Annotated in this window: 13 protein-coding genes and 2 tRNA genes; 11 read left to right on the forward strand and 4 right to left on the reverse strand. The window is 56.6% G+C overall.

Annotation, left to right across the window (positions count from 1 at the left end):
• Window positions 1–4: 4 nt before the first annotated feature.
• Window positions 5–1,237 (forward strand): radical SAM family heme chaperone HemW, encoded by a 1,233-nt coding sequence (hemW, locus tag dmul_RS18920; RefSeq protein ID WP_020877298.1) that lies wholly within the window; start codon window positions 5–7, stop codon window positions 1,235–1,237.
• 42 nt (window positions 1,238–1,279) lie between these two features.
• Here the strand turns inward: hemW and dmul_RS18925 are convergent, their stop codons facing one another.
• Genes dmul_RS18925 through dmul_RS18935 form a run of 3 tightly spaced genes read right to left on the reverse strand, consistent with a single transcriptional unit; the run spans window position 1,280 to window position 4,536 of the window.
• Window positions 1,280–2,386 carry a DUF2333 family protein gene (locus tag dmul_RS18925; RefSeq protein ID WP_020877297.1) on the reverse strand — a complete coding sequence of 369 codons (1,107 nt, stop codon included), beginning with the start codon at window positions 2,384–2,386 and terminating at the stop codon, window positions 1,280–1,282.
• A 38-nt stretch (window positions 2,387–2,424) separates the two neighbouring features.
• Window positions 2,425–4,338: a selenocysteine-specific translation elongation factor gene (selB, locus tag dmul_RS18930; RefSeq protein ID WP_020877296.1), complete on the reverse strand. Its 1,914-nt coding sequence runs from the start codon at window positions 4,336–4,338 to the stop codon at window positions 2,425–2,427.
• A gap of 15 nt (window positions 4,339–4,353) precedes the next feature.
• Complete coding sequence (locus dmul_RS18935; RefSeq protein ID WP_234979173.1) at window positions 4,354–4,536, reverse strand: hypothetical protein; 183 nt, start codon at window positions 4,534–4,536, stop codon at window positions 4,354–4,356.
• Window positions 4,537–4,718: 182 nt separating this feature from the next.
• Here dmul_RS18935 and dmul_RS18940 point away from each other — a divergent pair.
• From dmul_RS18940 to dmul_RS18965, 6 genes are all read left to right on the forward strand, one after another.
• A tRNA-His gene (locus dmul_RS18940) sits at window positions 4,719–4,794 on the forward strand.
• Between the two features lie 50 nt (window positions 4,795–4,844).
• A tRNA-Arg gene (locus dmul_RS18945) sits at window positions 4,845–4,918 on the forward strand.
• Between the two features lie 418 nt (window positions 4,919–5,336).
• The gene (locus dmul_RS18950) at window positions 5,337–6,248 is read left to right on the forward strand and encodes a DMT family transporter (RefSeq protein ID WP_020877293.1); all 912 of its coding nucleotides are present in this window, start codon (window positions 5,337–5,339) and stop codon (window positions 6,246–6,248) included.
• A 243-nt stretch (window positions 6,249–6,491) separates the two neighbouring features.
• Entirely contained in the window at window positions 6,492–7,751 is a 1,260-nt protein-coding gene (locus dmul_RS18955; protein WP_020877292.1) for an ABC transporter substrate-binding protein, read from the forward strand.
• 55 nt (window positions 7,752–7,806) lie between these two features.
• Window positions 7,807–9,831, forward strand: a complete 2,025-nt coding sequence (locus tag dmul_RS18960) for a (Fe-S)-binding protein (RefSeq protein WP_020877291.1) — start codon at window positions 7,807–7,809, stop codon at window positions 9,829–9,831.
• Window positions 9,828–10,280 carry an aminoacyl-tRNA deacylase gene (locus dmul_RS18965; protein ID WP_020877290.1) on the forward strand — a complete coding sequence of 151 codons (453 nt, stop codon included), beginning with the start codon at window positions 9,828–9,830 and terminating at the stop codon, window positions 10,278–10,280. Before dmul_RS18960 ends, dmul_RS18965 begins: the two co-directional genes overlap by 4 nt.
• A gap of 208 nt (window positions 10,281–10,488) precedes the next feature.
• Here dmul_RS18965 and dmul_RS21015 read toward each other — a convergent pair whose 3' ends face one another.
• The gene (locus dmul_RS21015; RefSeq protein ID WP_020877288.1) at window positions 10,489–10,644 is read right to left on the reverse strand and encodes an FAD-dependent oxidoreductase; all 156 of its coding nucleotides are present in this window, start codon (window positions 10,642–10,644) and stop codon (window positions 10,489–10,491) included.
• A gap of 588 nt (window positions 10,645–11,232) precedes the next feature.
• Here dmul_RS21015 and dmul_RS18975 point away from each other — a divergent pair.
• The 4 genes from dmul_RS18975 (at window position 11,233) to gcvPB (ending at window position 15,803) form a co-directional block, all read left to right on the forward strand.
• Window positions 11,233–12,498 carry an aminomethyl transferase family protein gene (locus dmul_RS18975; protein WP_020877287.1) on the forward strand — a complete coding sequence of 422 codons (1,266 nt, stop codon included), beginning with the start codon at window positions 11,233–11,235 and terminating at the stop codon, window positions 12,496–12,498.
• 109 nt (window positions 12,499–12,607) lie between these two features.
• Window positions 12,608–13,012 carry a glycine cleavage system protein GcvH gene (gene gcvH / locus dmul_RS18980; RefSeq protein ID WP_020877286.1) on the forward strand — a complete coding sequence of 135 codons (405 nt, stop codon included), beginning with the start codon at window positions 12,608–12,610 and terminating at the stop codon, window positions 13,010–13,012.
• 2 nt (window positions 13,013–13,014) lie between these two features.
• Window positions 13,015–14,352, forward strand: coding sequence for an aminomethyl-transferring glycine dehydrogenase subunit GcvPA (gene gcvPA, locus dmul_RS18985; protein ID WP_020877285.1), 1,338 nt, complete (start codon window positions 13,015–13,017; stop codon window positions 14,350–14,352).
• Window positions 14,349–15,803: an aminomethyl-transferring glycine dehydrogenase subunit GcvPB gene (gene gcvPB, locus dmul_RS18990; protein ID WP_020877284.1), complete on the forward strand. Its 1,455-nt coding sequence runs from the start codon at window positions 14,349–14,351 to the stop codon at window positions 15,801–15,803. The genes gcvPA and gcvPB overlap by 4 nt, the downstream gene beginning before the upstream one ends.
• The last annotated feature ends 9 nt before the right edge of the window (window positions 15,804–15,812 follow it).

Genomic DNA, 15,812 nt, shown 5'->3' on the forward strand with positions numbered 1-15,812 from the left:
GACAATGCCTCTGAATCCTACCGTACCCCGCCCGCCGGACGGCGGACATGGATCCGTACCGACCGTTCGCGAGGTGGGGGGCATCTACATCCATGTTCCGTTCTGCGTCCGCAAATGCCTCTACTGCGATTTCTATTCCGAAATCGACCGTTCCCGAATTCCCGACTACCTTGACGCCCTCGATCAGGAAATCCGCTGCGCCGATCCGCCGGCGGGGCTCATTTTCGATACCCTGTATATCGGGGGCGGAACACCTTCCGTACTGGCGTCAAACCAAGTCAACCGTATAATGGCTACGGTACGCGAACGATTTGAATTGTGTCCCGATGCGGAGATCACCCTGGAAGCCAACCCCGGGACCCTTACCGAAAAGGGGCTTCGGGCGTTACGACGCCTGGGCGTCAATCGCCTCAACATCGGGGTCCAGTCCTTTTCGGACAAAGGACTCCGATTTCTGGGGCGGGTCCATTCGGCCGAGGATGCCCGGACTTCCGTGCGATGGGCGCAGGATGCCGGTTACGACAGCATCGGCCTCGATCTGATATACGGTCTTCCGGGACAGTCGGCGGCAGACTGGATCGCGGACATGACGGCTGCCGTCACCCTCGCCCCCCATCATCTCTCCTGCTACATGCTCACCTACGAACCGGGGACGCCGCTGTCGCGGCTCCTGGAGAAGAGGACATTCAAGCCCCTCTCCGAAAGTCGGGTCGGCACATTGTTTCAAACCACCATCCGATTTCTGGCCGACCACGGTTACACCCAGTACGAGGTCTCCAATTTCGCCCGTTCGTCGGATAAACAGTCGCGACACAACCGGAAATACTGGTCCATGGCGCCCTACCTGGGCTTCGGCCCCTCCGCCCACTCGTTCATGCCGCCGGAGCGGTGGTGGAATGTCGGGAGCATCGGACGATACATGGAACTCACCGCAACGGGGCAGCCCGTCGTGGATGCGAAGGAAGTCGTGGATCGGGAAGGACAAATCATCGAAGGGCTCTATCTGGGGCTGCGGCAGACCGACGGCATCCGGATTCCGGACTTCGAAAACCGGTTCGAGCTCCGTTTCAAAGAAGTCTTCGGAGAGGTTCTGGCGACCCTCCGAAAAAAAAAGTGGCTTCAGGATGCCGCTGATCGGTGTGCCTTGACCCCCTTGGGGCTCCGTTTTCTGGACAGCGTTACGTCGATGTTCGTCTCAAGAGATTTTTCCGGGATCCCGACGAGCGAAAGGCGATAACCCCCCTCCCGTCGGGTTCGGCAGGAAAAGCTTTGGAATGACCTACTGAATGTTGCCGGTCAGCGCCGAGTTCAATACCCCCAGATAAAAACGGGCGTGACTGATGTGAGCCGCCATATTGGATCGATGATTGGCTATGAATCCATCGGGGCTGCCCTCGAAAACGATCCAGGGGTCCATGTTAGCGGCATGGCCGAGGGCGGTGATGGCATGGTGGAGCACGTCGGTGCCCTGGATCGAGGCGATCAGATCACTGAAATCCTCGGCCGTCGCCTCGAGAATCGTCTCCATGGCGTGGGCCACCCCCTTGGAATAATAGAAATAATCGTCAGCCTTGAAGGTGCTGAGGTCTCCCTGATTCTTGACCAGATTTTCATCGCAGCTGCCCAGCATGCTCTCGAACGCCCTGAACAGTGGAACGAGATTGTCCACGCGGCGGTAAAATCGGGCCTCACCGTTTTTCAGCATCCTGATATAGTTTTTCATCTCATCCAGGCCCTCATTGTACTTGGACTCGGCTGTGGGAAACCAATACTGCCGGGAGTTGATCATGAAACAGTTCATAGCCGATTCAAGGCTCGGGACATAGGCGTCCGTACTGCCGGTTCGGGAGAGATGCTCGGCCAGGACCACGCTGGTTCTACGGGTTACCTCGAGGATGCCCAACTGGAGATTGTTGACGTTGTCCGTAACGTTGAGGATGTCGTTGGGACGCCACCCCCAGAACCTTTCGTTCAGTTCGTAGGCCAAAGGCTCCATACAGGCGGTGACAAAAGCCGTGCCTTTCCCGACGTCCAGGACCGGTGCGTGGGTGGGAACGGCGACCTTGGGCGGCTGGGTTTCCGTCGATGTCGTCGATTTGGAGGGGGCCACACGGGTGTCCCGGGCAACGGTTTTTCCGTTGTTCGGAGGGAGGTGACCGGGCGTTTTCACCTTGGGCGCGGCGGTGGTCTCTTCCGTGGCCACAACCGTCGGTTTTGCGGCTTTCCGAGCCGATCGGTCCTCGAGAAACCCAAGAATCGTCCAGACGAGCCACAGGAGTATCAGAGTGATCACCACGATCAGGATAAACCGCTTCGAGGCCAGAATACCGCCTTTTTTCCCGGCGACCGGTTCACCGCCATTGCCGTCGTTGTTCAAATTATCCATCGGATCTCCTTCACAAAATTAGGATTAATGCGTGGGTATCAACCGCCTCTGAGCTTTCGAATGTCCCCGATGCGGATGGTCAGGTTCTGGGCGTCGAAATATTCGATAAAAGGGATCAGGAATTTTCGGGAAACGCCGGCGATCTCCTTGAACTGGAGGGTTGTCATCTCCGTGTTGGCCTTGAGGAAGGCCTTGGTTTTCGCCTTGAGGGCCTCGAGGGTATCGGTATGGACATAAAGGTCCTCCCGTATCTTGGTAATCAGTCCCTCGCTGATGAGAATCATCAGAACGTCCTTGGCCCGGTTGGGATCCATGTCGGCACTCCGGCATAGGTCCTTGAAGTAGGGCGGCGTAAGCCCACCCTCGACATAGGCTTCGAGGATCCGTTTCCGAATCTCCTCCTGATCGGCCTTCAGGGCGACCTTATGCGTCGAGAGGCGAACCATGTCCTCCTCCTGGATCAGAAGCTTTTCCCTGATCAGATGGTTCAACACCAGATTGAACAATTTAGGACCGAGGAAGGACGGAAACCGGGATTTGAGTTCTTCTTTGGGCATCCCCGGTTTGAGCGGATATTTCTCGTGGTATCGAAAGACGTGCCCGGAGATTTCGGCCTTGAGCTTCTCCAGATTCTCCTGATGAATGAAGATCTGGTTGTCGCTGTCGACCTGGACAAGGGTCCTGTCGGACAGAAACCCCTGTACCTTCTGGCGGAGCGGCTTCTCCGGAATGTTCGTCATCACCTTCAGGTTTGCAAAAGAGACCCCGGGATACCCCGCGGCCGCCGTCAGACGACAGATCACATCGCCGGACTCGTGTTGATCCAGATCCCTCAACATCCCGACGACGCCGTCGTCAAACCGCTTGTGCTTGACGGGAATCGGGTTGAGCACCTTGCCGCCGCCGACGGTTCGAACCGGAGAGTAACTCCGCGCCACGAATCGATCGTCCTTGACCAGGGCCACCGGCGTCTCGAGGCGAAGCTGTGCCGGCGCCGACTCTCCGGGGACGAGTTCCTCCGTATCGAGAAGGATCAGATTGCCGAGAACCTCGCTGGTGCCGGTATGAAATCGGACCCGGGTCCGGTTCTTGATGGGCTTCCGGTTGCTCTTCAGGTAGTGGAACATGACGTCGACCATGTAGCTCGCCGCGAGAGCGGCGGGTGTGGAGAGGATGTCCCCGCGGTTCACCACCGTCTTTTCGAGCCCCTGAAAATTGACGGCCGTTCGCATGCCGGCCTCGGCGGCCTCCGCAGCCTGATTGTGCACCTGGATTCCCCGGACCTTGGCGGTGATCTCCGACGGATAGAGCATGACGGTCTCTCCCACCGACACGCGCCCGGAAATCAGGGTGCCGGTGATCACCGTACCGAATCCCCGCATGGTGAAGACCCGATCCACAGGCAGGCGGAAGATGCCCGACGAAGATCGTTCAGGCACCTCGCGGCTCAACTGTTCAAGGGCTGCAACGAAATCATCCATGCCGCGCCCCGTCACCGACGAAACCGGCACGATGGGCCGATCCTCCAGAAACGTGCCCTGAACGAAGTCCCGGATGTCCTCCATGACCAGTTCCAGCCATTCCTCGTCCACCAAGTCCACCTTGGTCAGGACCACCAGGCCGTGCCGAACCCCCAAAAGCGCACAGATCTCCATGTGCTCCCGCGTCTGGGGCATGACGCCTTCGTCCGCGGCGATCACCATGGCCACGATGTCGATGCCCGTCGCCCCTGCGACCATATTCTTGACAAACTTCTCGTGCCCGGGAACATCCACGATGCCCACATGACGGCCGCCGGGCAGGTCAAAGGCCGCAAAACCGAGCTCGATGGTGATTCCCCGGCGCTGCTCCTCCTTGAGCCGGTCGGTGTTGATGCCGGTCAGCGCCTTGATGAGCGTGGTTTTCCCGTGATCGATATGTCCTGCGGTTCCCAAAATAATCTGATGTGACACGGTCGCCTCTTTTTGCTATTTCTTTTTTTCCGTTTTTCTCCTGCGCCAGTATTCCAGGAGGTAAGCGAGGGCCACCAGGACAACGGCAAACCCCGCCACATAGACCATGTGGAATTCCGGGTGAAAAATGCGCATCAGCACAACGGCAAACACCACCCCCAGGATCGCCCGCATCACAAAAATGTTAAAATTTGCCAAAATTATACCTCGCATGCATCACAAAACTGATTTTATTGACCATTCATATAAGAGAAGCCGATCAGGGTCAATACCCAGTTTCGACAATTTGAAACAGAATCCTGCGTCGATTATTTTTGAGGTTTTCAAAAAAAAACTTGAATCCCCGCCCTTTTTCTGGTACTCAGGACTTCTGTTTTATGGTGGGTGTAGCTCAGTTGGTAGAGCACCAGGTTGTGGCCCTGGTGGCCGTGGGTTCAAGTCCCATCACTCACCCCATCACAGCCACCAGAGACCATTGCGGTACCCCCGTAGTGGTCTTCTTACTTGCGCCCGTAGCTCAGCTGGATAGAGCGTCGGACTTCGGATCCGCAGGTCGGGGGTTCGAATCCCTCCGGGCGCGCTCGACAAATCAAGGGTTTGGCCATATCGGGCTGAACCCTTTTTTGCTTTCCGTCACCCACGTGCCACCGGTCATTCAAAATACAGACCGGATTAAATGGCATCAATCTCAAATCGAACCCTGAATCACAACACAGAATTTCAACCTTCGACTTTCATGATGGTGACCGGAAAGAGGTGCCGGGAGGATACGGCCCATGGTGGGGCAACATTAGCAACCGTTGTCGGCGATTTTGAGCTCCCGCAGGATAACCGCGCCGTTGATGTCGGGATGTTTTTCCCAGTAAGTGTCCGCTCGAAGATTCCATGAAATCGAATCGCCAAGGCCGGTGCCTCAGCCCATGTCGACCGAAACCCGTGACATGCCGTCAATCCAAAATTCGAGAGGGCCCTTGAAGCCGAAAAAAGCCAGGACAGTCATGAAGGGTCACCGTGAAGCGTCAATGATGTGGGGATATCTGGCGGTCATGACGGCGGCGGCCTGCTGGGGCACCTCAGGGATTTTTATCCAACTCATCATGACCCAAATCGACATACCGGCAGCGGCCTTGGCCTTTTGGCGGGATACGGCCGCGTTCCTTGCTTTTTCCTGCATTTCAGGCATGTTCAGACGACGCGAGGAGCTGCGGATTCAAAAATCCGATCGAATCTGGTTGATCCTGATGGGTTTCAGCCTGGGCCTGTTCCACGTCAGTTGGAATCTGGGAATTTTTTTGAACGGCCCCGCAATTACTACAGTGCAACAAGCCGCCATGCCGGTGATCGTCATCCTTGTGGCCCGGATCGTCTGGCAGGAGGCCTTCACCGTCCGGAAAATCGCCGCCGTCACGCTCATTGCTACCGGCACGATTCTGGTATCCGGGCTGATATCCTCGGTCCGAAATGAGGTGACGACGGCAGGTATCGCAGCAGGCTTTTCAGTTCCGGCCACTTACGCGGCATGGAGCATCTTCGGAAAACAGCTGAGCGGTCGATATGCCCCCGAGGTCGTGCTTACCTATGCCTTCGGTATTGCGGCGCTGGTGCTTTTGCCCTTTCAGTTTTTCGTGGCGTCCCCATTGCCGGTGCCGCCACAGACGTGGCTCTGTTTCGCAGGCTTGATCGGACTGTCCACCGTCGCCGGTTTTTTTGCGTTTGCCTTCGGTCTGAAGCATCTGCCGGCCGGTGTCGCCACCGTTCTGGTGATGTCCGAAATTCTGTTTGTATCGGTATACGCTTATTCTCTTTGGGGGGAAATGATGACCCCCATTGAAAGCTTCGGAGCCTTGTTGGTCATATGCGGGGTTGTCGCCTTACTTCAGCGGCGAAAATATCGACCGACGGAAGATTGATTCCGGCGGCGCTCACATCCCCGACAAGGCTCTTTGCCGCATCTCCGTAAATGCCCGAGCCATAGCGAGAGCGACGGCAGGAACATGTTTTTATCGGCGGTATCGGCCGCCCCAACCCTCATTACGCATTGAAAAAGGGGAGGATAATGGTAAAATATTTTTTATTAGCCCCTGCGAATGACGGTTTTTCACCGGAAAGCCTTCCACGCCGCAGTCTGACTGGAACCCCAACTGGAGAAAAAAATGAGAAAACGATTTTGGTCCGCAATTTTGATCGGAACCCTGACCGTCGCCCTGCTGGCAACACCTGGAGCCGCTGCAGAAAAACTCCTGAAGGTGGGCGTCCTGGGACCCTTCACCGGTCCGTCGGCCAAGAACGGCGCCGAATTCAAGGCATCGGTGGAAATGGCCATGGAAAAGATCGGTTACAAAGTCGGCGACTACAAGATCGAGCTGGTCTGGATCGATTCTCAATCCGATCCGGCCAAGGCGGCCGGTGCCTATGCCGAAGCCGTCGAGCGCATGGGCATCGAGTGCGCCATGCAGAACTGGCATAGCTCGGTGGCTGTGGCGGCAATGGACGCGGCGGCCCAGTACAGGATTCCCCACTGGTTCGGGTTCGGCGCCACGGAGCTGGTCAATGAAAAATGGCGAAGCGATCCGGCCAGGTACAGCTACTGGGGGGGCAAGGGTTGGCCCGTTCCCGCAAAAATGGCCGTCGGTTATGTAGAATGCCTCGACAACGCCGTTGAGAAAAATCTATGGAAACCCGCCAACAAGAAGGTGGCCGTTTATGGAGAAGACACCGACTGGGGCCGCAGCCTGGGCAGCGCCCTCAAAAAGATGTTCGCCGACAAAGGGTGGGAGATCGTTTCCGAGGATTATTTCCCCATCACTCAAACCGATTTCTATCCCCTGCTGAGCAAATACAAATCCGCCGATGTCTCGGTCCTTGCCGGGACATCCACTATAGCCTCCACCATGACCGCCTTTGTCAAACAGGCTAATGAGGTGGGCCTCGGGTCGGTCATCATCGCCGACGGCCTCGGCTGGATGGGGGATTGGTACAAGATGGCGGGCCCCGGCTCCAACGGCGTCCTCGACATGATCCCCCAGCTCACCACTCCCGAGGCCAGGAAGTGGGCCGAAGACATCCAGGCCAGATATGGCTTCAACCCGAGCCCTTCGGCAGGCGGTCTCTGTTATGACGGCACCAACATGTTTATCAAGATTCTCAATCGCACCTTCGAAAAATACGGGGCGCTCAATAAAGAGAATATCCACAAGATCTTTGTCGAGGAGGTCCAGACCGGCAAGCTGACCTTCAGCAAGGCCGACGGTGCGCTCATCATGAACGAGTACCGATACACCGCCGAATCCGTCCCGGATCCGGTGGTCGGCAAGGATGCCTATTACTTCCCGGTGATCCAGTACACCGAAGGCAAGGGCGCCATCGTTTATCCCGAGGATTGGAAAGAGAAGGATTTCACACCAAAACAGTAAGGCTTGCCAGGGGCCCCAGCCCCAACCGGACACGTTGCTGCAACTGGAGTGTGCCATGCAAAGCTACATCCTCCTGAAATCATTTATCATGCTGTCGGCTCTCGGGGCCGCGTTCACTATCTTTTATCAGAAGGTCAAACGCCTCTACCGCCTGATGACGGCGGTGGACGGCAAGACGGAATTCAAGCTGGACCACGTCAAGGAGCGGATCATGGTCATCATCAAGGATGTCCTGGGGCAATCCAATGTACGGCGCAAGGCCCTTCCCGGCCTCTCCCACATGCTGATCTTCTTCGGATTCCTGGCGGTGCAGCCCCATTCACTTGAACTCATGATCAAGGGCGTCATTCCGGCTTTTGACGTGGCCCATCCGGCCCCCGGCGTCTACGGCGCCTATCTCTATATCGCCGACATCCTGGCGTCGCTGGTACTGGTGGGGTTTGCCTGCGCCATCTACCGCCGAACCCTCGTGCGGCCCAAATACCTGACCATGGGCGTCGACGCCAATCTGATCATCCTCTTTACCTGCGTCATCATCGTGACGTTTCTGTTCATCAACGCCTTCCAGACTCTGATGCCCTCGACCTTCGACTATTCGGCGGTGTTTCCCGTGTCGGGCGCCCTGGCCGCCTTCCTGAATCTGGGCCGGCTGACCCCGAACCAGGTCCTTGCCGGGTACGAGGTTTCCTACTGGATTCACATGGCCACGATCCTGGGCTTTCTGGTCTACATCCCCGGCTCCAAGCACCTCCACCTCCTGGCGGCGGCTCCCAACGTGTTCCTGAAGCCGCTCCAGCGGGAGAAGGCCATGGTCAAGACCGACATCGAAGACGAAAACGCCGAGAGCTTCGGTCTGGGCAAGGTCAGCGACCTGAACTGGAAAAACGTGCTGAATCTCTACGCCTGCACCGAATGCGGACGATGCGAGGAGCAATGCCCGGCAGCGAACACGGGCAAGCCCCTGTCGCCGAAACAGGTCATTCACGATGTCAAGATTGACCTGTTTCAACATGCCGATCCGCTCCTGTCGGGTTACAAGGAGAGCATCCAACCGATCATGCGGGAGGGTTCCCCCATCACTGACGACGTCATCTGGTCGTGCACCTCCTGCCGGGCCTGTGAGGACATCTGCCCGGTCAACATAGAACAGTTGGACTTCATTCTCGAAGTTCGTAAACATCAGGTTCTGATGGAGGCCAATTTCCCGCCTGAGATGCAGGAGACCTTCACCAACCTGGAAAATCAGGCCAACCCTTGGGGGTTCTCGGCCGACACCCGGGCCGACTGGGCCAGGGGCATGGACATTCCCCTCATGAGCGACCGTCCGGAGGCCGAGGTCCTTTGGTACGTCGGGTGCGCCGGTTCCTTCGACGACCGGGCCAAGAAGATTTCGAGGGCTCTGGCTCGCGTGATGCAACGCGCCGGGGTGGATTTCGCGATCCTGGGACCCGAGGAATCCTGCAACGGGGATCTGGCTCGGCGATCCGGCAACGAGTACCTCGCCCAGATCTTGATTCAACAAAACGCCGAGGTTTTCAATCAATACGGCCCCAAAAAGATCGTCACCGGGTGCCCCCACTGCTTCAACATCATCAAAAACGAATTCCCACAATTCGGTGCCGTCTACCCGGTGGTTCACCACACCGAGTTCCTGTTCGATCTTCACAAGCAGGGACGTCTCGTACCCAACGGTAAGAGCGTGGGGGATTTCACCTTCCATGACTCCTGCTACCTGGGGCGCTGGAACGGCATCTACACGGCTCCCCGGAACCTCCTGACAAGCATGAACGGCGGCGGACGCTTGGTGGAACTCGAACGGCACGGCGACAAGGGCTTCTGTTGCGGCGCCGGCGGCGGACGTATGTTCATGGAGGAGGCCATCGGCAAACGCATCAACACCGACCGGGCCGAGGAGGTCGCGGCCTCGGGCGTACCGACAGTGGCGGCCGCCTGCCCCTTCTGCGCCACCATGCTGGCAGACGGCCTCATGGAAACGAAAGCCGAGGTAGCGGTCAAGGACATTGCTGAAATCATCGACGAGGCGACGGCATCGGCAGCCGATCAAGGAGAGAGAGCATGACATTGGAAGAGAAGATCATCGGTATCCTGAAAGATAACCGGATATCCTACGAAATCTACGAGCACGAACCTGTCTATACCAATCCGGCCATGGCCGAGGCTTTAGGGGTCTCCGAAGCGGAGACCGTAAAATCCCTTGTCCTGTTGACAAAGGAAAAAAGGATGGTCGTCCTGGTGTTGCCGGGTGACAAAAAAGTGGATTGGAAAAAGGCGGCGGCCGACATTGGGACCAAAAAGGTTTCCTTTGCCAAGCCCGAAGAGGTGGCGGAAAAGGTGGGCTGCGAGGTCGGCTGCGTCCCGCCTTTCGGGCAGATGACCGCTCTGCCGATATACATGGATGCGGAGCTGACGAAAAAGGACTATGTCTACTTCAACCCCGGCGTCCATGACAAATCGTTCAAGATCAAGGCCTGGGACCTGAAAAAGGTCAGTAATCCGAAAATCGTCTGACCGGCGTCCCGGGGCGGCCTCGTCAACGGCCGCCCCGGAAAGTCATTCCCGTCTTCGACAGAAAGATCAAGGATACCCTTGGCCTGGATAGCCAAAATCTCGTTTTTCCGGGCCATGAGCCGGACCATGTCGACCTGCGGCGCCGTGTCGACATGGATGCCGAAGGTTTCGGCCCGGTGTAACGTTTCCAGGACCGCCGCCGTCTTGATCATGATCTTGGACGGGATGTGCATCCCCAGTTCAAACGGGTGCCGCCGACGTTCTCCCGCTCGATCACCGTGACCGCCGCACCCAACTGCGCAGCGCGAACCGCCGCGACATATCCCCCCGGTCCCGCACCGATAATGGCTATTCGTGTTGTCATACCCCCTCCTCGTCTCCTGAATGATTTCAGCCGCACTCGCCGGAACTGCCGAACGCCTTATTTAGTTTAACAATTATTATATATTCAATCAATTATTGACAACTGTTTTTATATTTATGTTAATTTTATTTAATTTTTTTTATGAATATCGTGTTTTCTATCCCAAAAAAAATTACTATCCCTTTCGAACAAAACTATTTTTGATGGTTTCGTAAAAAGTCGTCCGTAAAAATTTTTACTACGATATGAAGTGTGTTTGGCTTTCATTAAACACGATATGATGTGGTCAAAAATCCAGATTTTTACTTTTTACGAGACCGTCATTTTTGGATTAAAATTATAAAATCACATAAAATTGATGTCTGATTTTGATGATATTCAAAACATTACAAAATAATATTGACATAAACATCAATTTAAATCTATATGCAAATAAAGACCCCCGACCACCAGACCGTATGCAACCGTCAGAAGGAGGTCATCCACAGCAAACCCTGTCGGGATGGACTATCTCGATATCGCCCGCCGTATCATTCGACAGGAGTCGTTATCCGATCACTTTTTCCCAACACGCCAAGGAGAGACACCATGGGAAATCACCCCAAAAAAACCCTTCTTCACGGTTGGCATACTGCACATGGTGCCAACATGGCCGATTTCAGCGGTTATGAAATGCCGCTGTGGTACGCATCGGCGAAAAACGAGCACCTGGCGGTACTGACCCATGCAGGCGCATTTGACACCAGTCACATGGCATCCCTGCTGGTCTCCGGAACGGGCGCCTTCGAACTGCTGCAGAAGTGCTTCACCAACGACATGTCGGCCTGCATCGGACGGGACAGAAAAGCCCTCTTCCCGGGTCGCTGCGTCTATGGCGCTTTTCTGACCGAAGAAGGCGGCGTCCTCGACGATGCCATTATCTTCCACATCGCACTGCATCAATACATGGTCGTCGTCAATGCCGGCATGGGGCCCCACGTCGCGGATCACCTGTTGATTCACGCAGGCGAAGCGGACGTCCGAATCTCCGACTTGACGGACCGTTTGGGGAAAATGGATGTCCAGGGACCCATGGCGGCTCGGGTGATGAAGAAAATTCTGAAATCACCCGACCTGATCTTCGACAGAATGCCCTATTTCTCATTCAAGGGATATTTCGACGCGGCGTCGCCCCAGGCCGATACGGTCCGACTCATCGACGGAACGCCTGTTCTGCTCTCCCGGACCGGCTACACCGGGGAGTTCGGGTTCGAAATCTTCATCGCCCCCGAGCATTTTGTAAAATTGTGGGAGATGGTGATAGCGGCCGGCAAGGAATTCGGCCTCACGGCCTGCGGCCTGGCGGCTCGGGACTCCCTTCGTACGGGCGCCGTCCTGCCCCTTTCTCATCAGGATATCGGCCCCTGGCCTTTTATCAACACACCTTGGTCTTTTGCCCTCCCTTACGATCCATCGGGCCGGGGCTTCACCAAGGCCTTCATCGGCGACAAGGCGCTCACCGCCGTAACGAATCCGGAATTCACGTACCCCTTCGCCGGCTTTGACCTCAGGAAGGTCTCTCTTCCCGCAGTGGTAATGGATGTCGACGGCATGGAAATCGGCACGGTCCTCACCTGCGCCACCGACATGGGTATCGGCCGCCATCAGGACCGGATATTCAGCATTGTCAGCCCGGACCGGCCCGAGGCATGCCGGATCAAAGGACTCTGTTGCGGGTTCATAAAAGTGAAAAAACCGCTGAAAATCGGCACCGTGGTGACCCTGAAGGACGTCCGCCGGACAATTCAGATCCGCGTTGAGAAAGACATCCGACCCAATCGCACCGCGCGCAAACCACTGAAAGAGATGCTTTGAAGCATTGCGGCCGATAGCGGCGGCCGCTATATATGGATCGTGAAAAGCTGAAACCGCCACACGGCACCACTGATCGACAACCGATCAACAACTATGGAAGGAGGACGTCATGGCCAAGGAACTCAACGAAATCATTCTGAAGGATGGCTACAAGTATGCAAAAGATCACGAATGGGCGAAAAAAACAGGGGATACCGTCAAGATCGGCATAACCGACTATGCCCAGGATCAGTTGGGCGACATCGTTTTCGTCGAACTTCCGGAAGTGGATGCGGAATTCAGGAAAGGCGATGAGTTCGGAACGCTGGAATCGACCAAGGCCGTATCTGAGCTTTACATGCCTGTGGGAGGACGGGTCGTCGCCGTCAACGACACCCTTTCCGATGAACCGGAGCGGGTCAACAGATCACCCTACGATGATGGATGGATGATCGAAATCGCTCCCGCCGATCCGGCCGAATTTGAGGCACTGATGGACAGAGACGCCTACTTTGATATGTTGAAAGGATTGTAATCATGCGATATTTACCGCATACCAATGAAGACGTGGCAGAAATGCTTCAGGTGGTAGGAGCGGCAAACCTCGATGATCTCTTTTCGTCCATCCCCGAGAACTGTCGCTTCAAGGGCGAGCTGAACCTGCCGTCCGACATGACCGAATGGGCGCTCACCGACCACATGGCGACCCTGGCCGACCGGATGGCCTGCTCCCCGGAATACCGGGTGTTTGTCGGAGCGGGCAGCTACCGTCATTACATTCCCGCGTCGGTGCCGTATCTCCTCTCCAGATCGGAGTTCTCCACCGCCTACACGCCCTACCAACCGGAGATCAGTCAGGGGACACTCCAGGCCATTTTCGAATACCAGACGCTCACGGCACGCCTTTTGGGCATGGAGGTGGCCAACGCCTCCATGTATGACGGCGCGTCCGCTCTGGCCGAGGCGCTTCTCATGGCGATCCGGATCGAGCGGGGCAAGAAAACCGGCATAGCCCTGTCGACGCTGATCCATCCCCACTACCGACAGGTGGTCCGAACCTATTTCGAACCGACCGGCTACAAGATCGTCGAGCTTCCCTGCCTGCCCGACGGTTCCACGGATCTGTCCGCCGTCGACGAAATCGAAAACCTGGCCGCAATCGCCCTTCAATCCCCCAATTTCTTCGGATGCATCGAAAAAATCAAGGCGGCGAGCGACAAGGCCCATGCCCTGAACGCCCTCTCCGTGGTCTGCTTCACCGAGCCCATGGCCTACGGTCTGTTTAAAAATCCAGGCAGCCAGGGGGCCGACATCGTTTGCGGCGAAGGTCAAAGCCTGGGTATTCCCCAATCCTTCGGCGGTCCGGGCCTCGGCATGTTCGCGTCTCTCAACAAATATGTCCGCAACATGCCCGGACGTCTTGTCGGCAAGACCACAGACCGGGACGGCAAGCGGGGCTTTGTGCTGACGCTCGCTACGCGGGAGCAGCACATCCGTCGGGAGCGCGCTACCTCCAACATCTGCTCCAACCAGGGTCTCTGCGCCACCATGTCCACCATGTACATGGCCTCGGTGGGCGGCACCGGTATGCGTGAACTGGCCCGGCTCAACCGCGACAAGGCTGAATACCTGAAATCGGAGCTTAAAAAGGCCGGCTTTCGGATCCCTTTCGAGAGGCCCGGCTTCAACGAGTTCGTCGTTGAGTTTCCGAAGGGATTTGAATCCACATATCAAAAACTGGTCGGCAAGAAGATCGTTGCAGGCATCCCCATCGAATGCCACTACCCGGAGTTGACCGACCATTATCTTCTGTGCGCCACCGAGACCCACAGCAAAGCCGATATGGACACACTGGTAAAGGAGGTGACATCATGACCGAAAGCCCGGGCACCACCGGCCTGATAATGAACGAACCTCTGCTGTGGGAAAAGAGCCGGCAAGGCCGCTGCGGCATTTCAATCCCCGAATCCGATGTGGAGACGACACCGTTGGACGCCGAATTTGCGGGAGAGGGACCGGATTTTCCCGACCTCTCCGAAGTAGACGTCGTCCGGCATTTCACCCGGCTGTCCCAATGGAATTTCGGCGTAGACACCGGCATGTATCCTCTGGGGTCTTGCACCATGAAATACAATCCCAAGATCCACGAGAAGATCGCCGCCCTCCCGGGGTTTGCCGGCGCGCACCCCATGCTGCCGCCGGACCTGGCCCAGGGCACCCTTCGGATCATGTACGAACTGGAACGGTTTTTGTGTGAAATCACCGGGATGGATGCAACGACATTACAGCCCGCCGCCGGCGCACACGGAGAGTTGACCGCCATGCTCCTCTTCTACGCCTACCACAAAAGCAAAGGGGAAAAGCGGACCAGGATCCTGATCCCTGATACAGCCCACGGCACCAACCCAGCCTCCGCCGCCCTTTGCGGATACGCCCCCGTTCCCGTGACATCGGGTGACGACGGCGTCCTCTCCGTTGAGGCGGTTGAAGCACTTATGGACGAAGAGACGGCCGGCATCATGGTCACCAACCCCAACACGTTGGGCCTCTTCGAGCAAAACATCCGGAAGGTGGCCGAGGTCGTCCACCGCAAAGGCGGCCTCGTATACGGCGACGGTGCCAATATGAACGCCGTCATGGGCATCGTTAAGATGGGTGAAATCGGCATCGACGCCATCCACCTCAACCTGCACAAAACCTTCTCGACTCCACACGGCGGGGGAGGACCCGGCGCTGGTCCGGTGTGCGTCCGAAAGCACCTGGAACCATTTCTGCCCGTTCCCCGGGTGACTAAAAACGGAGACGCCTACGCCCTCCAATACAACCGTCCCGACAGCATCGGAAAGATTCACGCCTTCCACGGTAATTTCGGCATCCTGATCCGCGCATACAGCTACATTCTGAGCATGGGCAGACACCTCAAAACCGCCAGTCAACATGCAGTTCTGAGCGCCAACTATATCAAGGAACGGCTCAAGGACGTCCTTCATCTACCCTATGACCGACCCTGCATGCACGAATGCGTCTTCACCGACAAAAATCAGGAGGATTTCAAGATCACCACCCTGGATATGGCCAAACGCCTCATGGACTACGGCTTTCATCCCCCCACTATCTATTTTCCCCTGGTGGTTCACGGCGCCATTATGATCGAGCCGACGGAAACGGAGCCCAAAGAAAACCTCGACCAGTTCATCGAGACCTTCAAGATCATCATTAAGGAGGCTGTGGAAACCCCGGAACTGCTGCGAGAAGCGCCCACGGCCCCCAAAGTCCGTCGGCTGGACGAGGCCACGGCGGCCCGAAAGCCCTGCCTCTGCGGATAGGAAAACTGC

This window comes from Desulfococcus multivorans (assembly GCF_001854245.1).
Taxonomy (GTDB): Bacteria; Desulfobacterota; Desulfobacteria; order Desulfobacterales; family Desulfococcaceae; genus Desulfococcus; species Desulfococcus multivorans.

Bases quoted from the DNA above. Each gene is read 5' to 3' on its own strand.
- gcvPB (WP_020877284.1), top strand. From the start codon at position 14,349: ATGACCGAAAGCCCGGGCACCACCGGCCTGATAATGAACGAACCTCTG.
- dmul_RS21015 (WP_020877288.1), bottom strand. From the start codon at position 10,644: ATGACAACACGAATAGCCATTATCGGTGCGGGACCGGGGGGATATGTC.
- dmul_RS18975 (WP_020877287.1), top strand. From the start codon at position 11,233: ATGGGAAATCACCCCAAAAAAACCCTTCTTCACGGTTGGCATACTGCA.
- dmul_RS18955 (WP_020877292.1), top strand. From the start codon at position 6,492: ATGAGAAAACGATTTTGGTCCGCAATTTTGATCGGAACCCTGACCGTC.
- gcvH (WP_020877286.1), top strand. From the start codon at position 12,608: ATGGCCAAGGAACTCAACGAAATCATTCTGAAGGATGGCTACAAGTAT.
- dmul_RS18960 (WP_020877291.1), top strand. From the start codon at position 7,807: ATGCAAAGCTACATCCTCCTGAAATCATTTATCATGCTGTCGGCTCTC.
- dmul_RS18925 (WP_020877297.1), bottom strand. From the start codon at position 2,386: ATGGATAATTTGAACAACGACGGCAATGGCGGTGAACCGGTCGCCGGG.
- dmul_RS18965 (WP_020877290.1), top strand. From the start codon at position 9,828: ATGACATTGGAAGAGAAGATCATCGGTATCCTGAAAGATAACCGGATA.
- gcvPA (WP_020877285.1), top strand. From the start codon at position 13,015: ATGCGATATTTACCGCATACCAATGAAGACGTGGCAGAAATGCTTCAG.
- hemW (WP_020877298.1), top strand. From the start codon at position 5: ATGCCTCTGAATCCTACCGTACCCCGCCCGCCGGACGGCGGACATGGA.
- dmul_RS18950 (WP_020877293.1), top strand. From the start codon at position 5,337: ATGAAGGGTCACCGTGAAGCGTCAATGATGTGGGGATATCTGGCGGTC.